Consider the following 15,976-nt stretch of genomic DNA (forward strand, 5'->3'; position numbering starts at 1 on the left):
GCGCGGGAGAAGGCGCCATGCCGAAGGCATGACGGATGAGGGCCCTCACCCGACCCCGCTTCGCGGGGCCACCCTCTCCCGCGAGCGGGAGAGGGAGTCGAACAGATCTTTTGGGAGCGAAACAATGAACCTCGCCAATTTCCGCTTCGAGACCGGCGCCGACGGCGTTGCGCTCCTGACCTGGGACATGCCCGGCCGCTCGATGAACGTCATCAACCCCGAAGTGATGGCGGAGCTCGACTCCGTCATCGACGCCGTGGTCAACAACGCCGACATCAAGGGTTGCGTGATCGCCTCGGGCAAGAGCGCCTTCTCTGGCGGCGCCGATCTTTCCATGCTGCAGCAGGGCGCAGCGCAATACGCCAAAGCGCTGAAGGAGCAAGGCGAGGAAGCGGCGAACAAGCTCTTCTTCGAAAATTCGCGCAAGCTGTCGCTGCTCTATCGGAAGCTCGAAACCTGCGGCAAGCCCTTCGCCATCGCCATCAACGGCGTGTGTCTGGGCGGCGCTTTCGAGCTGGCGCTCGCCTGCCATTATCGCGTGATGGCGGATGACGAGAAGACCAAAGTGGGCCTGCCAGAAATCAAGGTCGGTCTCTTCCCCGGCGCCGGCGGCACGCAGCGCGTCGCACGCATCATGCAGACCGGCGACGCGCTTCAATTCCTGTTCCGCGGCGATCAGGCAAAGCCGAAAGCCGCGCTGGGCGCCAAGCTCGTGCACGAGGTTGCGCCACGCGAAGAGATCGTCGCGCGCGCCCGCGCATGGATCGTCAATGGCGGCAAGGCGCTGGCGCCCTGGGACGTGAAGGACTTCAAGAATCCTTCCGGCAAAGTGTTCTCGCCGACCGGCATGATGATCTGGCCCGCCGCCAACGCCATTCTGCGCCGCGAGACCTACAACAACTATCCTGCGGCGCGCGCCATTCTGCATGCGGTCTATGAAGGCCTGCAATTGCCGATGGATCAGGGCCTCACCGTCGAGTCGCGCTGGTTCGCGCATATTCTGCGCTCGAAGGAAGCGGCGGCCATGATCCGCTCGCTCTTCCTCTCGAAGAACGAGCTGGAGAAGGGCGCCCATCGCCCCGCCGACGTTCCGCCGACCAATCTCAAAAAGATCGGCATTCTCGGCGCGGGCTTCATGGGCGCAGGCGTCGCCTATATCAGCGCGCTCAACGGGCTCGACGTCGTGCTCATCGACCGCGATCAGGAGAGCGCCGACAAGGGAAAAGCGACGATCGACAAGCTCATCTCGGGCTCCGTCGCCAAGGGCCGCGCCACGGCGGCGGAGAAGGATGCGCTGCTCGCGCGCGTTCGCGCCACCGCCGATTACGCCGCGCTCGCGGGCTGTGATCTCGTGCTGGAAGCGGTGTTCGAAGACCGCGCGGTCAAGGCCGACGTCACGAAGCGCGCGCAGGATGTCGTGGGCGGCGATGTGATCTTCGCCTCCAACACATCGACGCTGCCGATCACCTCGCTCGCCGAGACGGCGCAGAAGCCCGAGAATTTCATCGGCATCCATTTCTTCTCGCCGGTCGAGAAGATGCTGCTCGTCGAAGTGATCGTGGGTAAAAAGACCGGCGACCGCGCGCTCGCCACGGCGCTCGATTTCATCCGCATCATCAAGAAGACGCCCATCGTCGTGAACGACACGCGCGGCTTCTACGCCAATCGCTGCGTGCTGAACTTCGTGCGCGAAGGGCAGATCATGCTCACCGAGGGCGTGCCGCCGGCGATGATCGAGAATGTCGCGCGCATGGCCGGCATGCCGGTCGGGCCGCTGTCGCTCAACGACGAAGTTGCGCTCGATCTTGGCTGGAAGATCTTGCAGGCGACAAAGAAAGACCTCGGCGATAAGGCCATCGATCCCGCCCAGGAACGCGTGCTCGGCTATATGGTCGAGAAAGAAGGCCGCTTCGGCCGCAAGAACGGCAAGGGCTTCTACGACTACCACCCGGACGGCAAGAAGAGCCTGTGGCCCGGCCTCTCGGCGCTCGCCGAGGCGAAGCTCGATCCCGACACGCTCGACGTCAAGGAACTCGAGCAGCGCTTCCTCGTGACGCAGGCGGTCGAGGCCGCGCGCACCCTCGCCGAGGGCGTCGTCACCGATCCGCGCGAAGCCGACGTCGGCTCGATCCTGGGCTTCGGCTTCGCGCCCTTCACCGGCGGCACGCTGAGCTATATCGACGGCATGGGAACGAAGGCCTTTGTGGCGCTGTGCGACAAGCTCGCCGCCAAGCACGGCCCCCGCTTCGAGCCGCCGCAGCTTCTGCGCGACATGGCGGCGAAGGGCGAGACGTTCTACGGGCGGTTCGGGGGACAGCAGAAGGCGGCGTAAAGCGCTTTCGTCATTGCGAGGAGCGGAGCGACGAAGCAACCCGGAGCCCCATCGCGGCCCTGGATTGCTTCGCTTCGCTCGCAATGACGACGTGGGGGGACATGACATCCTCACGCGCCGCCGCTAGAAAGCTTAACGCGGCGCGACATCCGGGCCGCGCCGGACCCTTTTCATGCCCTTCTTCCTCCTGCCCTTCCCCATCGTCGATCCGGTCGCGGTCCATCTCGGCCCGCTGCCGATCCGCTGGTATGCGCTCGCCTATATCGGCGGTTTCATTTTCGGCTGGATGGGACTACGTGCGCTCGTCTCCAACGAGCGGCTCTGGGCGCCGAACCAACCGCGACCGACGCGCGAGGGCGTGGACGATCTTCTGGTCAACGCCGCGCTCGGGATCATCATCGGCGGGCGGCTCGGCCATGTGCTGATCTACGATCCATCCTTCTATCTCGCCCACCCGCTGGAGATCTTCCAAACCTGGAAGGGCGGCATGGCCTTTCACGGCGGGCTCATCGGCTGCATCATCGGCATGTGGCTGTTCGCCCGCGCGCGCGCCCTGCCCTTCCTCACCATCTCGGATATTTGCGCGGCCGTCGCGCCGATTGGCCTGTTCTTCGGTCGGCTCGCCAATTTCATCAAGCCGGAGATGTGGGGACGGCCCAGCGACGTTCCCTGGGCCATGGTTTTCCCCGGCGCCGGCGACATGCCCCGCCATCCGAGCCAGCTCTATGAAGCGGGGCTCGAAGGCGTCGCGCTCTTCATCCTTCTGTGGCTGGCCGCCCGCAGCGGCGCCTTGAGGCGGCCGGGACTGGTGACGGGGCTGTTCGGTGTCTTCTATGGCGCCGCGCGCATCTTCTGCGAGTTCTTCCGCGAGCCGGACCCTGTGCAGGAAGCGCTGCCCAATGGCCTCACCATGGGCATGGCCCTGTCGCTTCCGCTCGTCGTCATCGGCGCGGTCCTTCTCCTCTTCTCGCTGCGCCGCCTGAGCGCGTTCGCATGACCGCGCTGAAACAGGAAATCGCCGCGTTGATCGCCCATGAAGGGCCGATGACGCTCGAACACTATATGAGCCTCTGCCTCGGCCATCCGAGCTACGGCTATTACATGACGCGCGATCCTTTCGGCGCGGCCGGCGACTTCGTCACCGCGCCGGAGATCAGCCAGATGTTCGGCGAGCTGCTGGGCGTCTGGGCGAGCGAAGCCTGGCGCATGGCGGGCACGCCCTCTCCCGCGCGGCTCGTCGAGCTCGGCCCCGGACGCGGCACGCTGATGTCGGACGTCTTGCGCGTCGCGCGCATTGCGCCGCCTTTCCTCGACGCCATCAGCGTGCATCTCGTCGAAACCAGCCCGGCGCTGCGCGCGATCCAGGAGCAGACGCTGGCCGACGCGCCCAAACCCGTGAGCTGGAGCGCCGACGTCAACGACACGCCGCCGGGCCCCGCCATCATTCTCGCCAATGAATTCTTCGACGCGCTGCCGGTGCGCCATTACGTCAAGACGGCGCAAGGCTGGCGCGAGCGGCTTGTGGGCGTCGACGCAATGGGCGAACTCATCTTCGGGCTGTCCGACCAGGTCGAAGCCTCGTTGAACGTCCCGGCGCGCGAGGGGTCGATCGTCGAGGTTGGCGCCGTCGCGCAACGCATCATGAGCGAGATTGCCGCCCGGCTCGTGCGCGAGGGCGGCGCGCTGCTCGTGATCGACTACGGCTATCTCGAAACGTCGCTCGGCGACAGCCTGCAGGCTGTGGCGAAACATGCCTATGTCGACCCGCTCGCCGCGCCCGGCGAAGCCGATCTGACCACCCATGTGGATTTCGCCGCCCTCGCCCGCGCCGCCCGGGCGGCGGGGGCGAAAGTGATGGGGCCGGTGACGCAGGCGCATTTCCTGTTGCAGCTCGGCATCGAGCGTCGCGCCGAAACGCTGATGAAACGCGCAACGCCCGAGCAACAGCGCGCCATCATCGACGCGCTCGACCGCCTGACGGGCGCGCAGGACCCGCGCCGGCAAATGGGGGCCTTGTTCAAGGTCATGGCGGTGACGCACCCCGACATGCCGGATATGCCGGGCTTCATTGTGTGATAAACGCGCCCCGTCATTGCGAGGAGCGAAGCGACGAAGCAAACCAGAGCCGTGATGTGGCCCTGGATTGCTTCGCTCCGCTCGCAATGACGGGATGCTTGGCTAGGATTCACGATGACCATCCCCACCGCCCTCACCGCGCCCAACCTCGACTTGCCCGGCGTGCGCCATGCCTTCTTCACCCGCTCGGGCGGCGTGTCAGAAGGCGTCTATGGCTCGCTTAATGGCGGGGTCGGCTCGATGGACGCGCCGGAGCGCGTCGCCGAGAACCGCGCGCGCATGGCCGCGCATCTTCGCGTCGCGGCAGAGCGGCTGCTGGTGCCCTATCAAATCCACTCCGCCGACGCGCTTGTCGTCAGTGCGCCTTGGGCGCCGCAGACGCGGCCGCGCTGCGACGGGCTCGTCACGCGCGAAGCCGCGCTCGCGCTCGGCGTCACGGGCGCCGATTGCGGCATGCTGCTTTTCGCCGACGCGCGCGCCGCCGTGATCGGCGCCTGCCATGCGGGCTGGAAGGGCGCGCTCACCGGCATGATCGAGTCGACCGTCGCCGCCATGGAGGCGCAGGGCGCGCGCCGCGCCGACCTCCACATTGCGCTCGGACCGGCCATCGGCGCGACGAGCTATGAGGTCGGGCCGGAGTTTTCCGCACGCTTCATAGAAGAAGACGCGAGTTACGCACGCTTCTTCGCGCCCTCAGTTCGTGAGGGCCATGCGATGTTCGACCTGCAGGGATTCATCGCCCATCGCGTGGCGCGGCTGGAGGCCGCGTCGTTTCAGGCGCTGGGAATCGACACCTACGCCGACGAGGCGCGCTGCTTCAGCTACCGCCGCAGCGTGCATCGCAAGGAGCCAGATTATGGGCGGCTCGTGTCGGCGATTGCGTTGATTGCATGACCCCCTCCCTGTCCCTCCCCCGCTTCGCGGGAGAGGGGACGCTCGCGATCAGCGTTGTCGATTAAGGCCGCGCTTTGCTCCCTCTCCCGCTTGCGGGGGAGGGCTGGGGAGGGGGCGCTACTTCGTCGCGTAAGTGAACAACATGGAATGCGGCAGCCCTCGGGGCGGCGCGGGGAATGGCGCGGCGGCGCGCACCGCGGCGAGCGCGGCGGAGTCGAGATCGGGCAGGCCGCTCGATTTATAGACCGCCTGATGGGTGAGATTGCCCAGCTCGTCGATATAAAAAGCCACGACCCCTTTAGAAGGCATCTGCAATGCGCGCACGCGCGGCGGAATGCGCATATGTGGCATGATGAGGCCATAGAGGATCGTCAGATAGGTCGTCTTCGCCTGGCCGCCGGCGACCGGCGACAGCTTGGGCGGCGCCGCCAGTTTGAAATCCGGCAAAGGCGCCAAAGCCGCGATCTGGTCGGCGATCGACATGGCGTCGCCTTTCTTGGCCGGCTTGTTTTCCGCGGGCTCGGGCTTCTCCGTTGGCGTTGGGCTCTTCTCCGCGCGCTCGATGATCTCGGCGTCCGGCTTGTCGTCGACTTGCTTGTCGAGCGTGGGCGCGGGCGTTTTGTCGCCTTCCGCATTGTCCTCGCCGTCCTTGAGTCCCTGCGGCTTGTCGTCCTTGGGCGCGAATTTCTCCGTCTCGTTGCGCTTGGTCTTGGCCTCCTTCGCCTCCTCCGGCGTGTTCTGCTCGCTTTTCTCCTTGCTCTCCAGCTTGGGCGCGTCGGTCGCAGGCTTCTCGTCCTCCACCGGCGGCGGCGGCGGGGGCGGCGGCTTCTGCTCCTCTTTCTTTTCCTGTGGCGGGGGCTCGGGCGGCTGCGGCGGCTCCTCCTTCTTCTCCTCGGGAGGCGGCGGAGGCTCTGTGATGACCTCGACGGGAATCTCTTCGGGGGGCGGCGGGAAATCCGCGTTCCGATCCTCCCACAGCAGAAAGGCGAGAATCGCGAGATGCAGCAGCAGGCCGATGAGAACAAAGGCCAAGAAACGCGGGCGCGGCGCCCGGCCGCCCACGCGCGGCTCGAACAGCCGCTCCATCGCGACAGCGACGAGCGCGACGCCCCGCGGCTTTTCTCTGACCGTTTCGTTCATCTCGGTGGAGGAACCCGTCCGGTGGGGCCGCTTTATGCCAACCTGGGTGAAATCGGGGTGGAATTTGCCATAAGGCCCGCCTGCTTCGCAAATCTTCTGGCGTTTTTCGGGGCGATTAATCGGGGACGATCCGAAGGACGCCACGCTGAGCGGGGGTTTTATGCGCGCCCCGCGCAACTTATATCAGGATTAACTAATGAAAGTGAGCGCTCAGACGCCAGGGAAGAATCATGCGCAACAACCTCGGCCTCACGCGCCGCAATTTCCTCTTATCCGCTGCGGCCCTGACAGTTCCCTCCTTCGCCCGAGGCGAAGCCATGGCGCATATGCCGCCGAGAACCGCTTCCGAGAGCTTCAATCCCGATGTGGACATCGAGCTCGCCTGCAAAACCGATTCTGTCCGGATTCTTTCCGGCGACGCCACCAAAGTCTGGCGCTACGCCGGCAATCTGCTCAAAGGCCCCGCCAATACGCTGACCAGCCTGCCAGACAGCTATCTCGGCCCGGTGATGCGATTCGTGAAAGGCCAGAAGATTCGCATCAGGCTCAAGAACGAGCTGCCTGAGCCGACGATTACGCATTGGCATGGGCTGCATGTGCCGATGGAAGCGGACGGCCATCCGATGGCCGCGATCGATCCCGGCCAGACCTATGTCTATGAATTCGAGATGCGCAATCGCGCCGGCTTCAATTTCTACCACCCGCATACGCATGAGGCGACAGCGACTCAGGTGTATCGCGGGCTCGCCGGCGGCATCATCGTGGAAGACGAAGAGGAGCGCGCGCTCGGCCTGCCGTCTGGCGAATTCGAAATCCCCATCGTGCTCCAGGACCGCAGCTTCACCGACGATAATCAGCTCTTCTATGGCGGCGGCATGCATCGCAGCATGTTCGGCTTCTATGGGGACAGCGTCCTCGTCAACGGCCGCCCCGATTTCAGGCTCGATGTCGCGAGCCGCGCCTATCGGCTGCGTATCCTGAACGGCTCCAACGCGCGTATTTACAAGCTGCAATGGGACGACCGCACGCCGCTGACGATCATCGGCGTCGATGGCGGCCTGCTGGAGAAGCCGGAAACGCGGCCCTACGCCATGATGGCGCCGGGCGCGCGCCTCGACCTATGGGTCGATTTCAGCGGCCGGTCGGTCGGCTCCAAGCTCGTCATGCGCAGCGGGGAATTCGACGGCCTCGTGCCGCCCATGGCGCAGCGCATGAGCGGCGGGCTCATCGTCGGCGACGACTATCCGCTCTTCACTGTTACAGTGACGCGCGCCATGAGCGACAGCCCGAAGCTTCCCGAGAAGCTTTCGACGATCAAACATCATCGCCCGGAAGAGATCGCCAATCGCGACAATCCGCGTCCCATCGCTTTGTCCATGGGACATATGCAGGTGATGATCAACGGCCGCACTTATTCCCCCGACGAACTTTTGGACAACGAGCGCGTGCCCGTCGATACCGTGCAGCTCTTCGAGGTTTTCCACGACCATGGCGGCGGCATGGGCATGGGCAGAATGGGCATGGGCCACGGCATGATGGGCGGCGGAATGATGGGAGGCGGAATGATGGGAGGCATGGGCATGGGGGGCGGCATGATGGGCCGCGGCATGATGGGAGGCGGTATGGGCATGATGGGCATGATGAATATGGCCCATCCCGTCCATCTGCACGGCCAGCCGTTCGAGGTGCTGAGCCGCAGCTATGCCGGCGACGATCCGGAAGCCTATGCGACCTTCAAGGACGGGCTGATCGACAGCGGCTTGAAGGACACGATCATCGTCACGGGAGGCGAACGCCTGCGCATCGCCAAGCCCTTCGGCGATTTCAAGGGCCGCTTCATGTATCACTGCCACAACCTCGAACATGAGGACATGGGCATGATGCGCGAGTTCTCGGTGGAGTGACGCGCGCGCCGGCCTATTCTTCGGCGTCGGTATATAGAACGACCTCGTCGGGAAGGCCGGCCGTCGCGCTCTTTTCGAAAGTAACGCCGGCGATGCGGGCGAACCCCGCCTCGCTTTCGAGCAGCACCACGGCTTCGCTCGGCAGTTGCTGGAGCTTGTTGATGAGTTCTGCGACGGTCATGGGAGCGCTCTTGCTGTCGGACGACGGCGACGAAGCAAGCTGCAGACCATAGGACCGCGGGCCTTCAGGCCCGCTTTTTTGGATGCGAGCCTAAAGGCTCGCGGTCCTATCGGTCAGTCGCAGACGTAGCTCAGCTCGCTCTTGCTGATCTGATCCGCCACCCAGGCGGCGCCCTTGCCCCTATTGGCTTCGACGAAGGCCGACGCCTTGTTCAGATCGTCGCCGGAAAGCGTCACATTGCACATGCGCGCGACCTGGCGGCCGATCTCGACCTTGCGGGCGACCGGCGTCGGGCGGGAAAGAACGGCGCTGACCGCCTCGACGGCGGAGGGCTTGGCGAGCGCCGGGACGGCCGTCATGGCAAGCGCAAAGCACGCGAGAACGCGAATTCGTTTCATCTCTGTCCTTTGGTTTGGATGGGCGCATTCAACGAGCGCCCGCGAGTCCGGGACGCCGCACATGGCGGTTTGGTCTCTCAAGCGGACAGCCAATAAAGCCGTGGACAATGTGACGGCTTTAGGGCCGTAGCGGGGAATCACCGCGGCGCGGGGAAAGCAAATGAATTCACGCAGGCGCCCGCCGTCATCGCGAGGAGCGAAGCGACGAAGCAATCCAGAGCCCCATCGCGGCCCTGGATTGCTTCGCTCCGCTCGCAATGACGGCGGGCGTTATTGGAGTTATTGGGGACTCAGTGCTGCATGCCGCCGCCGCTGTGGCCCATCATGCCGCCCATGCCCCCCATCATGCCGCCGTCGCCCATGGACTTGCCGACCTTCATGATGCCCGTCATGGTTTCGCTGGCGATCTTCTTCTGCTCGTCGGAAAGCGCGGTGAAGAGCGGCTCGATCGCCGCTTTTTGCGCGCGCACGATCTCGAGATGGTTCGCCATGTGCTTTTCCATCATCGAGAGCTTGGCGAGCACAGGCGGCTTGGAATGATCCGGCGCCTCCTCCGCGGCCGCGCAAACCGTTTGCGCCTTCTGCGCCACGGCGCGCCACGCGTCGGCGAAGCTGTTCCACGCCGGCTGCTGCTGATCAGTGAGCTTCAGCTCCGCCTTCAGATAGGCAAGGCGTCCATCGAGATGCTCGGTGAAGCCGCACATCATCTTATGCATCATCTTGCCCATCATGGCGCTCATGCCGGCGCCTGCGCCATGCTCTGCGCCGCCGCCGTGGTTCATTCCGCCCATCATGCCGCCCATGCCGCCCATCATGCCGCCGCCGTGTCCCATGCCGCCCATGCCTTCGCCGCCGCCATGGTGGCCCGCGTGCTCATCCGATTTCGACGCATCGCCGGTTGGCGCTTCAGCGACGGTGGCGGAGGGAGTCTGCGCCTTGCCGGGGTCGATCCATTGAACCGGCGCGGGAGCGGCGGCTCCATGCGCTGAATGGTCTACTGGCTCGGCGCGCGCCAGAACCAGGCTGCAGGCGAGCGTAAGCGCGGTCGCGCTCGTCGTCATAAAAATGGCCGGAGCTCTCATTTTTCTCTCCCTCGTACCTGAATGCGTCTTGGCCGCCGCGCCATCTCAAACAATGCCACAGAACGCCGTTCGGCGGCGCCCCGCTTATTGTCGCGTGTCAAATCGGTCGGGAGGCGGCAGGTTTCAAAGCCAAAAAACAAATGCGGCCGCTCGAGAGCGGCCGCACGAAGCGCTATCAGAAATGCTGCAGGCGAAGAGTCGATCGCGCGTTAACCTGGCTTTTTCTCCGCAATGCCGACGAGCGCGCGCAGGATACGCCGCGTGCCGGCGAGACGCTGCTTCATCGTGTCGAATTCGCGAATGAAGACGATGCGCATATCCTGCCGGACCTTGGCCGAGGCGCCCTGCTCTGCGACATAGCGCACGAGCCCGGCCGGGTCCGCGAAGAGATTGTCGCGGAAGGCGATGATGACGCCCTTCGGGCCGGCGTCGACCTTCTCGACATGAGCGCGGCGGCACATCGCCTTGATCGCGACGATTTCGAGAAGCTGCTCGACCTCGGGCGGAATAGGCCCGAAGCGGTCGATCATCTCGGCGGCGAAGGCCTCGATGTCCTGGTCGGTCTCCAGCGTCGAGAGACGCCGGTAGAGCTGCAGGCGCAGGGTGAGATCGGGGATGTAATCCTCCGGTATCGTCACCGGCGCGCCGATGGCGATCGTCGGCGACCACACTTCTTCTTCCGGCTCCTCGACGCCCGCCTTGAGCAGCGTGATCGCGTCCGAGAGCATCTGCTGATAGAGTTCGTAGCCGACTTCCTTGATATGGCCCGACTGTTCGTCGCCGAGCAGATTGCCGGCGCCGCGAATATCGAGATCGTGACTCGCGAGTTGGAAGCCGGCGCCGAGCGTATCGAGCGATTGCAGCACTTCGAGTCGTTTCTGCGCCTGCGGCGTGATGGTGCGATTGGCCGGCGTGGTGAAGAGCGCGTAAGCGCGCGTCTTGGAGCGGCCGACGCGCCCGCGCAACTGATAGAGCTGCGCAAGGCCGAACATATCGGCGCGCCACACGATGAGCGTGTTGGCGGAAGGAATGTCGAGGCCGGATTCGACGATCGTCGTCGAGAGCAGAATGTCGAACTTCCCGTCGTAGAAGGCCGACATTTTGTCTTCGAGCTCGCTCGGGCTCATCTGCCCATGCGCGATGACGAATTTCGCCTCCGGCAAATTCTCGCGCAGGAAAGCGGCCGCTTCTTCCAGATCCTCGATGCGCGGGCAGACGAAGAACGCCTGTCCGCCGCGATAGCGTTCGCGCAGCAAAGCTTCGCGCACGATCAATGGATCGAACGGTGAGATGAAGCTGCGCACGGCGAGGCGATCGACCGGCGGCGTGGTGATGAGCGACAGTTCGCGCACGCCTGTCATGGCGAGTTGCAGCGTGCGCGGAATGGGCGTCGCCGAAAGCGTCAGCACATGCACTTCGGCGCGCAGCTCCTTCAAGCGCTCCTTGTGGCCGACGCCAAAATGCTGCTCCTCGTCGATGATGACGAGGCCGAGGTCGGAGAAATTGACGCCCTTGCCCAATATCGCATGGGTGCCGACGAGAATTTCGACCTTGCCTTCGCCAAGCTCCTTCTTGGTCTCGCGCGCTTCCGCGGTCCCCACCATGCGCGACAGCCGTCCAATCTTGATCGGCAGGCCGGCGAAGCGTTCGGTGAAGGTCTTGTAGTGCTGGCGCGCGAGCAGCGTCGTCGGCGCGACGACCGCGACCTGCTTGCCATTGATGGCCGAGCAGAAAGCGGCGCGCAGCGCGACTTCCGTCTTGCCGAAGCCGACGTCGCCGCAAACGAGCCGATCCATCGGCCGTCCCGAGGCGAGATCGTCGAGAACGGCCTCGATCGCGGCGAGCTGGTCTTCGGTCTCGTCATAGGGGAAGCGCGCGCAGAACTCGTCCCAGACGCCTTCCGGCGGAATGAGCTTGGGCGCCTGGCGCAATTGCCGCTGCGCGGCGATGGCGATGAGGCCCTTCGCCATTTCGCGGATGCGGTTCTTCAGCCGCGCCTTGCGCGTCTGCCAGCCGACGCCGCCCAGTTTGTCGAGCTGCGCGTCGGTGTCTTCGCCGCCGTAACGGGTCAGAAGCTCGATGTTCTCGACCGGCAGATAGAGCTTGTCGCCGCCCGCGTAATGCAGCTCCAGACAATCATGCGGCGCGCCGGCGGCGGTGATCGTCTCGAGGCCGACGAAACGGCCGATGCCGTGATCGACATGCACGACAAGATCGCCCGCCGTGAGCGCCGCAACTTCGCCGAGGAGGTTTTCAGCCTTGCGCTTGCGCCGCCGCCGCACGAGACGATCGCCGAGAATGTCCTGCTCGCCCACCAGCGCATAAGCGTCGGTCTCGAAGCCATGCTCGACGCCGAGCACGGCGAGCGAGACGCTCCCCTGCCCTTTCGAGAGCGCGGCCGGCAGAGAGCCGACGAGCGCAAGCTCCTTGAGCCCGTGCTCCTGCAAAACATGGCCGAGACGCTCGCAGGAGCCGTCCGACCAGCCCGCGACAACGAGCGTCTTGCCGGCGCCGCGCAACGCCTGCACGTGATCCGCCGCCGCCTGGAAGACGTTCACTTCCGGCTCATTGCGCTCGGGCGCGAAATCGCGACCCACCCGCGCGCCACAATCGATGGCGTCGGCGCGCTCGGAGGCGAAAGGCGAGAATTGGGCGTTGGCGCGCTCGGCCAGCGCGTCGCGCCACTCATCCAGTTTCAGATAAAGCGCGCTCGGCTCCAGCGGCTTGTAATTGGAGTTGGCGGGGTCGAGATCATGCGCCTCTTTGCGGGCGTCGTAATAATCGGCGACCTGCTTGACGCGCTCGCTTGCCGCTTCTTCGACCAGCGCATCGAGCATCAAGGGCGCTTCGCCCAGATAATCGAAGAGCGTGTCCATGCGCTCATAGAAGAGCGGCAGCCAATGCTCCATGCCGTGATGGCGCCGGCCCTCGCTCACCGCCTCGTAAAGCGCGTCGCCACGCGTCTGGCCGCCGAAACGCGCCGCATAATTCTGGCGAAAGCGGCGCATTGTGTCGGAGGTGAGCCGCAACTCGCTCATCGGCGTGAGATCGAGCGCGCGCAACTGGCCGGTAGCGCGCTGCGTCTCGGGATCGAAACTGCGGATCGATTCCAGCGTGTCGCCGAAGAAGTCGAGACGGATCGGCGCCGGCATGCCCGGCGGAAAGAGATCGATCAAGCCGCCGCGCTGCGCATACTCGCCGGTCTCGTGCACCGTGCTGGCGCGTAGAAAGCCATTGGCCTCGAGCCACAACGCCAGCTCGTCGAGCTTCACCACATTACCCGGCGCGGCCGAGAAACTCTCCGCCGCGATCATTTTCTTGGGCGGCACGCGCTGCAGCAGGCAATCAGCGGTCGTCGTCACGATGCGCGGGCGCTCGGCGGAGGAGCTGGCGCGCGCGAGGCGCGAAAGCGCGGTCATGCGCCGCGCGACGATATTGGCGTGCGGAGAGACGCGGTCATAGGGCTGGCAGTCCCAGCCGGGGATATCCAATATCTCGACATCCGGATTGGCAAAGCGCAGCGCGTCGCGGAAAGCGGCTGAGCGGCCGGCGTCGCGCGCGACATGGACGAAGACGGCCGGGCGCCCCTCGGCCTCGCGCGCCAGCGCGCGGGCGAGATCGGCGCACAGAAAAGCGTCGAAGCCTTCCGGCGCATGGGCGAACAGCAGCTTCTCGCCCTTGGCGAGGCGCGCCCGCGCGCTCTCCAGCGCGCTGGCCGCGCCCTTGGTCTTCAGGGCCGTCTTGTTCAATGAATCGGTCCGTCGTGCGTGTGGAAGGCGATGATGGCCTTAAGTAGGGCCGTGTCCCGCTCTTGCGGCGGCTCGGCGCCGCCCGCAAGCCAGCTCAAAAGCTCCGCGTCGGGAAGATCGAGCAGCAATTCGAGCTCGCCCAGCTCCGCCTCGGAGAGCGCGTCGATTCGCGCGTCGACGAAGTTGCCCATGAGGATGTCGAGCTCCCGCATGCCGCGCCGCCAGGCGCGAATCCGGATGCGCCGACGGCGGATGTCGCTTTCGCTCGGCCGATCGTCGCCGGCCTGTGGATAATCTGTCATGAACGGGGTCTTTTCGCCGCGACGCTAGGGAAACCGGGGGTCGCCATGCGGCATGGCTTAGCCCAGCGCGAGGGGAAAGAAAAGCGTTCGGCGCCTTTCGTGCGACAAGCGCTTGACATCCAAATCCCGCTGCCCTATCCCGCAGTCCTCGCGCGAACAACGCGCCGCGCGGGGGAGTAGCTCAGTTGGTTAGAGCGCCGGCCTGTCACGCCGGAGGTCGCGGGTTCGAGCCCCGTCTCTCTCGCCATTAAATCCCGCACAGAGAAGAGCGTTCAAGGATTTTTCGGAACGTACTTTTGAGGGCATTCCTCAAACGCGTGCGCCATGCTGTCTTCGAGACCGAAGCTGTCGTTGCTTCCTCGATTGCTATTATAATTTACGAAACAAGCGAACCATGCGAGCCGAGATGATCCCGCTTTCTGGAACTCCTTACGCGCTGAGTGGTGACATTGAGCACGAATTTCTGGCTAGGATTAAAGAAATAGAAGAGCGTGTATTCCTCCTCAGAAATTCTGGAACATTAACCGAGACAACTCTTTTGAGTTATTATGGAAAGAAGAGATTTGAACAGGTCGCCGAGTCAAACGCGATTGAAGGCAGCACCCTGGATGTTGGAGAGACTGAGTTAGCAATCTTAAAAGGCATCACCGTAACAGGTCATGATCCAGCCTATGTGCGCGATGCAATTTCTCTGGACAAAGCACTTACTAGGCTCGTTGAGATTGCTCGTGATCGTTCGAAAGTTACGAGTATTCCAGACCTACTGGAACTGCATGGTTTGATCCTGGGGGATCGGCCGAGCGGTGGGCAGTTTAGAAAAGACAGAGTTAGAATAACAGGCGCAACTCACGTTCCTCCAAAAACACTAGAAGCGATTATCTCTGCAATGGAAGAATGGGAGCGCTGGTCATGCACACAGTGCGAGGCTCCTGCGCCAATAAGAGCCGCCGTCCTTCATGCATGGCTGACTCATATACATCCCTTCGTTGACGGAAATGGAAGAACTGCTCGAGCGGTAAGTAATCTCGAACTCGTAAGAGCGGGATATCCGCCTATAATTATTAGGAAAAAGGAGAGAGATCGATACGTTGCCGCATTGGCAGAGTCCGACGAAGCTGGAGATATTAGTTCCTTTTTAGCTTTGATTTTAGAACGCGTGGTTGGCGCGCTCACAGGTTTAGAGATATCTGCAAAGCAAAATCAACAATACAGCCCGCTCGCTGAAAGGATTCGCATAAATCAAGAGAAGCAGCTGGAGGTATGGAACAAGAGTGTTTCGCTTCTATCAGCGATGATCGAGCTCAATTTGTCTAAGCACATGGAGCAAATCGGGGGAAAAGTTTATAAGAAAGATTTTGGCGGGATCGCAGACATCGAAGATTTTATCAGCCTTTGCCACAGGACCAGTATATCTAGGAGTTGGTCATTCATTATATCGATGGGCATTCCAGGTGCCCAAGAATTGGCATATCTTGGGTTTATAGGGCATCGCAGCGCCGCTCTTTACCAGAATCTACACGAAGGCGGGCCTTCATTGCACTGGGCTGTTGCAAGACCCGAAACGGTCCCGAAGTGGCAAAGAGCCCTCAGTGAAGCACCATATGCGAAGGAGATTACCACTCGCCTTGGGAAAGGCGATGAATGGGTAGCGGTTTTGCCTGACGACTCGATTAGAGAACATACAACTTCGGAGCTAGCCGAGAATATCGCAAATAGCTTGATGGAAGCTATCGAAAAAAGACTCACATCCTAGACAGTAACCTGAGGGCTCCGATCGCCTTGGTCATTTGCGACGAACTTGGCGCTGGATCACTTTCGGGAAGCAGGGACTTCGCTGGTGGGGTCCGTCGCTGGTCGTCTCTACGGCGCGCTGGCAGCATCCCACGACGCTCACCCGCGCGCTCGGCCCCGGCCCTGC

12 protein-coding genes and 1 tRNA gene are annotated in these 15,976 nt (G+C 63.5%); 7 read left to right on the top strand and 6 right to left on the bottom strand.

Annotated features, from left to right (window positions below):
* Positions 1-124 precede the first annotated feature (124 nt).
* From JJT62_RS12340 to JJT62_RS12355, 4 genes are all read left to right on the top strand, one after another.
* Complete coding sequence (locus JJT62_RS12340) at positions 125-2,332, top strand: 3-hydroxyacyl-CoA dehydrogenase NAD-binding domain-containing protein (protein ID WP_202073055.1); 2,208 nt, start codon at positions 125-127, stop codon at positions 2,330-2,332.
* Positions 2,333-2,504: 172 nt separating this feature from the next.
* On the top strand, positions 2,505-3,329 hold the full coding sequence (gene lgt, locus JJT62_RS12345) for a prolipoprotein diacylglyceryl transferase (RefSeq protein ID WP_202073056.1): 825 nt from the start codon (positions 2,505-2,507) through the stop codon (positions 3,327-3,329).
* Positions 3,326-4,408 (top strand): class I SAM-dependent methyltransferase, encoded by a 1,083-nt coding sequence (locus JJT62_RS12350; protein ID WP_202073057.1) that lies wholly within the window; start codon positions 3,326-3,328, stop codon positions 4,406-4,408. The genes lgt and JJT62_RS12350 overlap by 4 nt, the downstream gene beginning before the upstream one ends.
* Before the next feature lie 114 nt (positions 4,409-4,522).
* Positions 4,523-5,302, top strand: a complete 780-nt coding sequence (locus JJT62_RS12355) for a polyphenol oxidase family protein (RefSeq protein WP_202073058.1) — start codon at positions 4,523-4,525, stop codon at positions 5,300-5,302.
* A 117-nt stretch (positions 5,303-5,419) separates the two neighbouring features.
* Here JJT62_RS12355 and JJT62_RS12360 read toward each other — a convergent pair whose 3' ends face one another.
* Complete coding sequence (locus JJT62_RS12360; protein WP_202073059.1) at positions 5,420-6,442, bottom strand: TonB family protein; 1,023 nt, start codon at positions 6,440-6,442, stop codon at positions 5,420-5,422.
* A gap of 230 nt (positions 6,443-6,672) precedes the next feature.
* On the opposite strand from JJT62_RS12360, the gene JJT62_RS12365 reads away from it, so the two are divergent.
* Positions 6,673-8,346, top strand: coding sequence for a multicopper oxidase family protein (locus tag JJT62_RS12365; RefSeq protein ID WP_202073060.1), 1,674 nt, complete (start codon positions 6,673-6,675; stop codon positions 8,344-8,346).
* 13 nt (positions 8,347-8,359) lie between these two features.
* Here JJT62_RS12365 and JJT62_RS12370 read toward each other — a convergent pair whose 3' ends face one another.
* From JJT62_RS12370 to JJT62_RS12390, 5 genes are all read right to left on the bottom strand, one after another.
* Positions 8,360-8,527, bottom strand: a complete 168-nt coding sequence (locus JJT62_RS12370; RefSeq protein ID WP_202073061.1) for a hypothetical protein — start codon at positions 8,525-8,527, stop codon at positions 8,360-8,362.
* A 113-nt stretch (positions 8,528-8,640) separates the two neighbouring features.
* On the bottom strand, positions 8,641-8,925 hold the full coding sequence (locus tag JJT62_RS12375; RefSeq protein ID WP_202073062.1) for a hypothetical protein: 285 nt from the start codon (positions 8,923-8,925) through the stop codon (positions 8,641-8,643).
* A gap of 290 nt (positions 8,926-9,215) precedes the next feature.
* On the bottom strand, positions 9,216-10,007 hold the full coding sequence (locus JJT62_RS12380) for a Spy/CpxP family protein refolding chaperone (RefSeq protein ID WP_202073063.1): 792 nt from the start codon (positions 10,005-10,007) through the stop codon (positions 9,216-9,218).
* Between the two features lie 209 nt (positions 10,008-10,216).
* The gene (gene mfd, locus JJT62_RS12385) at positions 10,217-13,756 is read right to left on the bottom strand and encodes a transcription-repair coupling factor (RefSeq protein WP_202073064.1); all 3,540 of its coding nucleotides are present in this window, start codon (positions 13,754-13,756) and stop codon (positions 10,217-10,219) included.
* On the bottom strand, positions 13,753-14,058 hold the full coding sequence (locus JJT62_RS12390; RefSeq protein WP_202073065.1) for a succinate dehydrogenase assembly factor 2: 306 nt from the start codon (positions 14,056-14,058) through the stop codon (positions 13,753-13,755). Before JJT62_RS12390 ends, mfd begins: the two co-directional genes overlap by 4 nt.
* A 170-nt stretch (positions 14,059-14,228) precedes the next feature.
* Here JJT62_RS12390 and JJT62_RS12395 point away from each other — a divergent pair.
* Together JJT62_RS12395 and JJT62_RS12400 are read left to right on the top strand one after the other, a co-directional pair.
* Positions 14,229-14,305 (top strand) — tRNA-Asp (locus JJT62_RS12395).
* A gap of 159 nt (positions 14,306-14,464) precedes the next feature.
* Positions 14,465-15,811: a Fic family protein gene (locus tag JJT62_RS12400; protein ID WP_202073066.1), complete on the top strand. Its 1,347-nt coding sequence runs from the start codon at positions 14,465-14,467 to the stop codon at positions 15,809-15,811.
* Positions 15,812-15,976 lie beyond the last annotated feature (165 nt).

The organism is Methylocystis sp. Sn-Cys (genome assembly GCF_016745395.1).
In the GTDB taxonomy this organism is placed as follows: Bacteria; Pseudomonadota; Alphaproteobacteria; order Rhizobiales; family Beijerinckiaceae; genus Methylocystis; species Methylocystis iwaonis.

Excerpts from the sequence above, each read along its gene's own strand:
- JJT62_RS12340 (WP_202073055.1), top strand. The coding sequence starts at position 125 with ATGAACCTCGCCAATTTCCGCTTCGAGACCGGCGCCGACGGCGTTGCG.
- JJT62_RS12370 (WP_202073061.1), bottom strand. The coding sequence starts at position 8,527 with ATGACCGTCGCAGAACTCATCAACAAGCTCCAGCAACTGCCGAGCGAA.
- lgt (WP_202073056.1), top strand. The coding sequence starts at position 2,505 with ATGCCCTTCTTCCTCCTGCCCTTCCCCATCGTCGATCCGGTCGCGGTC.
- JJT62_RS12355 (WP_202073058.1), top strand. The coding sequence starts at position 4,523 with ATGACCATCCCCACCGCCCTCACCGCGCCCAACCTCGACTTGCCCGGC.
- JJT62_RS12360 (WP_202073059.1), bottom strand. The coding sequence starts at position 6,442 with ATGAACGAAACGGTCAGAGAAAAGCCGCGGGGCGTCGCGCTCGTCGCT.
- JJT62_RS12350 (WP_202073057.1), top strand. The coding sequence starts at position 3,326 with ATGACCGCGCTGAAACAGGAAATCGCCGCGTTGATCGCCCATGAAGGG.
- JJT62_RS12400 (WP_202073066.1), top strand. The coding sequence starts at position 14,465 with ATGATCCCGCTTTCTGGAACTCCTTACGCGCTGAGTGGTGACATTGAG.
- JJT62_RS12365 (WP_202073060.1), top strand. The coding sequence starts at position 6,673 with ATGCGCAACAACCTCGGCCTCACGCGCCGCAATTTCCTCTTATCCGCT.
- JJT62_RS12375 (WP_202073062.1), bottom strand. The coding sequence starts at position 8,925 with ATGAAACGAATTCGCGTTCTCGCGTGCTTTGCGCTTGCCATGACGGCC.
- JJT62_RS12380 (WP_202073063.1), bottom strand. The coding sequence starts at position 10,007 with ATGAGAGCTCCGGCCATTTTTATGACGACGAGCGCGACCGCGCTTACG.
- JJT62_RS12390 (WP_202073065.1), bottom strand. The coding sequence starts at position 14,058 with ATGACAGATTATCCACAGGCCGGCGACGATCGGCCGAGCGAAAGCGAC.